Raw genomic sequence first — 6004 nt, 5'->3', positions numbered from 1 at the left:
GTATATCAAACTGCTATTTGAAATTGGGAAGTTGAAGCAGAAAATAAAAAAGGAAAATAATGCTTAATTCTCATCTAGAATATTTAGAATCAGAGTCTATTCATATTATCCGTGAGGTGATAGCTGAGTTTGAAAAACCAGCTATGCTTTATAGCATAGGTAAAGATAGCTCGGTTATGCTTCATCTTTTACAAAAAGCATTTTACCCAAGCTTACCCCCACTTCCTTTGGTGCATGTAGATACCACATGGAAATTTAAAGAGATGATAGAATTTAGAGACAAACGCGCCAAAGAGCTTGGTATGGAGCTTATAGTCTATCAAAACCCTAAAATCAAAGAATTAAATCTTTCTCCATTTACGCATGGTTCATCTATGCATACAGATATTGCTAAAACACAAGGTTTAAAACAAATGCTTGATTTATATCAGTTTGATGCAGTATTTGGTGGTGCAAGAAGAGATGAAGAGAAATCGCGTGCAAAGGAAAGAATTTATTCTTTCCGTGATGAAAATCACTCATGGGATCCAAAAAATCAACGCCCAGAATTATGGGATATTTACAATGGTCGTCATAAAAAAGGTGAATCCATAAGAGTTTTCCCGCTGAGTAATTGGACTGAGCTTGATATATGGCAGTATATTTATAAAGAAAATATTCCTTTGCCAAGTCTTTATTTTGCTAAAAAACGACCGGTGGTAGAGTACATGGGGGCTAAAATTTTAGTTGATGATGAGCGTATGCCAAAAGAACTTGCTAAAAACGCTAAAGAAGAATTAGTCCGTTTTAGAACTCTAGGTTGCTACCCGCTAACAGGAGCCATAAACTCAAGTGCTAGCAATGTTTTAGAAATCATCGAAGAGCTTTTGCTTTCTAAAACAAGTGAAAGACAAGGTAGGCTTATAGACACTGATGAAGAAGCAAGTATGGAAAAAAAGAAAAAAGAGGGGTATTTTTAATGAAAACAAATGTAGAAAAATACCTAAAAGAACATGAAAATAAAGAGCTTTGTAGATTTATCACTTGTGGTAGTGTAGATGATGGCAAATCTACCCTTATAGGTAGAATGCTTTATGATGCAAAAATACTTTTTGAAGATCAAATTTTATCTTTAGAAAAAGATAGTAAAAAGCTTGGTAATGCAGGAGAAAAGCTTGATTTTGCACTTTTAGTAGATGGTCTTGCAAGTGAGAGAGAGCAGGGCATAACCATAGATGTAGCATATAGATTTTTCACAAGTGAAAAAAGAAAATTCATCATAGCAGATACTCCAGGCCATGAACAATATACTAGAAACATGGCAACAGGTGCTAGTACAGCTGATATTGCTATCATACTTATAGATGCTAGAAAAGGGGTTTTAACTCAAACTAAAAGACATTCTTACATAGCGAGTTTGCTTGGCATAAAACAATTTATTATTGCTGTGAATAAAATGGATTTGATTGATTATAATCAAGAAATTTTTAATACAATCTGTAAAAATTATCAAGAAATTCTACCATGCTTAAAAAATCATGAATATATTAAAACTCATTTTGTTCCTATATGTGCATTAGATGGAGACAACATAGCTTCTAAAAGTATTAATATGTCTTGGTATAGTGGAAAAACCTTATCTGAGCTTTTAGATACTTTGCCTATTGCTACTAGTTTAAGTGATGAGTTTATCATGAGTGTGCAATATGTCAATCGCCCTCATTTAAATTTTAGAGGTTTTTGTGGAAATATTGCTAGCGGAAGTATAAATACTAAAGACGAAGTTGTGATTTTACCTTCTTTAAAAACAAGTAAAGTAAAACAAATTATCACACCTAGTATTAAAAACTTGAATGTACCCGATAAAAATGAAAAAATTCAAAGTGCTAAAAATGCTAGCTTTCCAAGTGCTATAACTTTAACTTTAGAAGATGAGATAGACATTTCAAGAGGCGATGTAATAGCTTCTAAAAATCATAGCATAGAAATTTCAAATTCTTTTAAAGCTATGGTAATATGGATGAGTGAGGTTAAATTTAATTTAAATGAAAATTATCTTATCAAAATAGCAAATTTAACTACTAATGTAGTATTTGAAAAAATTGATTTTAAAAAAGACATTAATACTTTCAAAGAATTTCAAAGCGATGAATTAAAACTCAATGATATTGCTAAATGCACCTTAAAGCTTAATAAAAAAACAGCCCTTAAAGCTTACAAGGACAATAAAATTTTAGGAAGTTTTATCATTATAGATAAATACTCTAATGAAACCTTAGCAGCGGGTATGGTAGAAGAAATTTTAGCAAGCGAAGAAAAGAGTAGAATTTACACTCAAGCAGAAATAGAACTTAATGCTTACATTAGAAAAAACTATCCTGAATGGGGATGTAAAAAAATATGAAAATTATTGTTGCATTAAGTATTTTAATTTTACTTATTTTGCTAATTAGCAATAAAATTAAACCTTTTATTTTATTTGGTAGTGTAGCTGTGCTTTACTATCTTTTGGGGTATTTAAATTTAAGTACTTGGCTTAGCTCTTACACGAGCGAATCTTTGATAGTGCTTATTTTGCTTTTACTAGTTTCACTAGCTATAGAAAAAAGCGTTGTGATAAGTTGGTGTTCTAAATTCATCATAGGTAAAAATTATCATCTATCACTTTTAAAGCTTGGAGTTGTTACAGCTAGTATTTCAGCTTTTTTAAATAATACTGCAGTAGTGGCAAGTTTTATGAGTATTATAAAAAATAACAAATTTCAAGTTCCTTCTAAATTACTTATTCCGCTTTCATATTTTTCTATAGTTGGGGGAACGATGACTTTGATAGGCACTTCAACTAACTTGATAGTCAATTCTTTTGTAGTGCAAAATGGTTTGGAAAGTTTAAAGATTTTTGATTTTTTTGCGGTGGGTTTTTGTATAAGTATTGGCGTGCTTATAGTACTTTTGATTTTTAACTTTTTATTGCCTGAGTATAAAGAAAGAGAAAATGTCATTAATGAGTATTTAATCAATGCTAAGGTTTTAAAAAATAGCTCATTAGTGGGGAAAACTATACAAGAAAATGGCTTAAGGAATTTGGAGTTTTTGTTTTTACTTGAAATTCAAAGAAAAGATGAGCTTATCGCCCCTGTTAGTCATAATGAGTTTATTAAAGAAGGAGATGTATTAGTTTTTAGTGGAGATATTACACATTTAGAGGCTTTGAAAAAATTTGATGGCTTGCAAATTGGCTCACAAGATTTGAAATTAGAAACATTAAATTTAGTAGATGTTGTTATAAATTCTGAGTCAAATTTGATAGGAAAAAGCGTTAAAGAAACAAATTTTAGAGCTAAATTTGATGCAGGGATTGTAGCTCTAAAAAGAGGTTCAAAAAATATTTCAAAAATTGGCCAAAGTTTATTACAAGCTGGAGATAGGCTTATTTTAAGTGTAGGTAAGGACTTTCACTCAAGAGATAATATTAATAAAAACTTTTACATTATCTCAAATATTATGCAAAATCAAAAGTTAAGCAATATTCAAAGTTTTATAGTGATTTTTGCGTTTTTAGCCATCATTGCTTTATCTGCTTTGGAGTTAGTGTCTTTGCTTAAAGCGCTGCTAGTGTTTTTAGCTTGCTTATTTATATTTAAAATCATAAGTTTTGATGAAGTAAAAAGACGCTTTCCTTTGGAAATTTTTATCATAGTAGGATCTTCTTTGGCTATTACTAAAGTTTTAGTTGATAGTGGTTTAGCTAAAGATTTGGCTGAGTTTATTATAGGAACTTTTGGGGTATATGGATTATATGGTAGTTTTGTGGGAATTTATCTTCTAACTTTGCTTTTAACTGAAATCATTACCAATAACGCTGCTGCAGCTTTGGCTTTTCCTATTGCTTATAGTACTGCTTTAGCGCTTGAAGTTAATCCAACTCCGTTTATATTAGCGGTTGCTTATGGGGCAAGTTGTGCTTTTTTAATGCCACATGGTTATCAAACTCACTTAATGGTAGGTTCAATTTGTGGGTATAAAACTACTGATTTTATAAAAATAGGATGGATAGTTTCTTTGACTTATTCAGCTATTGTTTTAACTATAACTCCGGTATTTTTTAGTTTTTAAGGAAAAAAATGAGTAAAAATTTAACTTGGCATACAAGTAGTATTACAAAAACTCAAAGAGCTAAACTTAAAAATCAAAAACCATGTGTTTTGTGGTTTAGTGGACTTAGCGGTAGTGGCAAATCTACTTTGGCTAATGCGGTTGAAAAAAAACTTTTTGAGCAAGGTTTTCATACTTATCTTTTAGATGGGGATAATGTACGTCATGGACTTAATAAAGATTTGGGTTTTGATGAGGCTTCAAGAGTAGAAAACATAAGACGCATAGGAGAAGTATGCAAGCTTTTTATAGATGCTGGCATGATAGTACTTTGTGCTTTTATATCACCTTTTGAAAAAGATAGAAAGCTTATAAAAGATCTTTTAGATGAGGATGAATATATAGAAATATTTGTTGATACACCTTTGGAAATTTGTGAAAAAAGAGATCCAAAAGGACTTTATAAAAAAGCAAGAAACGGAGAGATTAAAAATTTTACAGGTATAGATAGTCCTTATGAAAAACCTAAAAACCCACATATACACATAATAAAAGAAGATCTTAATGAGAATGTAGGTATAATTTTAAATAAAATAAAAAGCAATATTATGTAATGATAAATAAAATTAATCTACAAGACATAACCTCCATAGCTATAAAAGCAGGTAAAAGAGTCTTAGAAATTTATAATCAAGATTTTAAAATTTCTTATAAAGATGATAATTCACCTTTAAGTGAAGCAGATATCATCTCAAATGAGATTATTTGTAAAGAGCTTGTTAAATTTAATATCCCTATACTTTCAGAAGAAAATAAAACCATACCTTATGAACAAAGAAAAAATTGGGAATATTTTTGGTGTATAGATCCAATCGATGGTACCAAAGAATTTATTAACAAAAATGGAGAATTTACTATAAATATAGCTTTGATTTGTAAAGATACTCCGGTTTTAGGTGTAGTTTATGCTCCAGCATTGGATCTGCTATATAGTGCTAAAAAAGGTGAAGGTGCTTTTAGAAATGGTGTAAAGCTACATTTACAAAGAAATGATGATTTTTATAAAATTGTAGCCAGTAAATCACATTTAAATGAGCAAACAAAAGATTTTATAGATAGTATTCAAACAACTAAGCAAAAAGAATTTATTTCTATGGGAAGTTCTTTAAAGCTATGTTTGGTAGCTAGTAATGAAGCAGATATTTACCCAAGGTTAGCTCCTACTATGGAGTGGGATGTAGCTGCTGCTGATGCTATAGTCAGAGAGGTTGGGAAAATGACTTATGATTTTTATACCAAAAAACCTTTAGTGTATAATAAAGAAAATTTATTAAATCCATATTTTATAGTAGAGTAAAAATGACAGCTTACATCCATATAGGCTTGGAAAAAACTGGAAGTACTAGTATACAAGAATTTTTATATATAAATAGAGATATAATTACAAAAAAATATAATTATATTTTTTCGCAATCTATAGGTGTAAAAAATCATTGGGATTTAGCTTTTTTAGGGTATTCTTTAACTAAAAAAGATAGTTATATTTTAAATAATTCTTTGTGGGATCTGCAAGCTATTAAGAAACATAAAAAAAGCATTTTTAATAAAATTAACCATGAAATAAATGCTAACTACACAGCTGTTTTTTCTTCTGAGTTGTTACAATCTAGATTAACCTGCAAGCGAGAAATTGTCAAATTATATAAATTTTTAAAAAAATTAGGATTTACAAATATTCAAGTAGTATGCTATATTCGAGATGTAAATGAAATGCTAAAATCATTATTTTCTGAGGCTATTAAATGGGCAGAAATAGATGATTTTAAATTAGAAATGAAAAATGAAGAATATAGTTCAGGATACAAAAAAAATTTATTTCATTTTCATCACATTTGCAATCACAAACAAACATTACAGTGGTGGGGGGAAA

General features: G+C 29.7%; 6 protein-coding genes. All 6 read left to right on the top strand.

Going from position 1 to position 6004, the window contains the following annotated elements; translation table 11 throughout:
- Positions 1-59: 59 nt before the first annotated feature.
- The gene (gene cysD, locus L8X50_RS08090; protein ID WP_230107752.1) at positions 60-959 is read left to right on the top strand and encodes a sulfate adenylyltransferase subunit CysD; all 900 of its coding nucleotides are present in this window, start codon (positions 60-62) and stop codon (positions 957-959) included.
- Entirely contained in the window at positions 959-2383 is a 1425-nt protein-coding gene (gene cysN, locus L8X50_RS08085; protein WP_263660879.1) for a sulfate adenylyltransferase subunit CysN, read from the top strand. The genes cysD and cysN overlap by 1 nt, the downstream gene beginning before the upstream one ends.
- On the top strand, positions 2380-4095 hold the full coding sequence (locus L8X50_RS08080; RefSeq protein ID WP_263660878.1) for an SLC13 family permease: 1716 nt from the start codon (positions 2380-2382) through the stop codon (positions 4093-4095). The genes cysN and L8X50_RS08080 overlap by 4 nt, the downstream gene beginning before the upstream one ends.
- A gap of 8 nt (positions 4096-4103) precedes the next feature.
- Entirely contained in the window at positions 4104-4688 is a 585-nt protein-coding gene (gene cysC, locus L8X50_RS08075; protein ID WP_230107749.1) for an adenylyl-sulfate kinase, read from the top strand.
- A complete protein-coding gene (gene cysQ / locus L8X50_RS08070) occupies positions 4688-5431 on the top strand; it encodes a 3'(2'),5'-bisphosphate nucleotidase CysQ (protein WP_230107748.1) in 744 nt (247 codons plus the stop codon). The genes cysC and cysQ overlap by 1 nt, the downstream gene beginning before the upstream one ends.
- Before the next feature lie 2 nt (positions 5432-5433).
- A partial coding sequence (locus tag L8X50_RS08065) for a hypothetical protein (RefSeq protein WP_263660877.1) occupies positions 5434-6004 on the top strand: 571 nt, incomplete at its 3' end.

The organism is Campylobacter sp. CNRCH_2013_0898h (assembly GCF_025772965.1).
In the GTDB taxonomy this organism is placed as follows: Bacteria; Campylobacterota; Campylobacteria; order Campylobacterales; family Campylobacteraceae; genus Campylobacter_D; species Campylobacter_D lari_D.
Note: the sequence above shows the minus strand (reverse complement) of the source record. Positions and strands in the feature narration are given on the sequence as shown.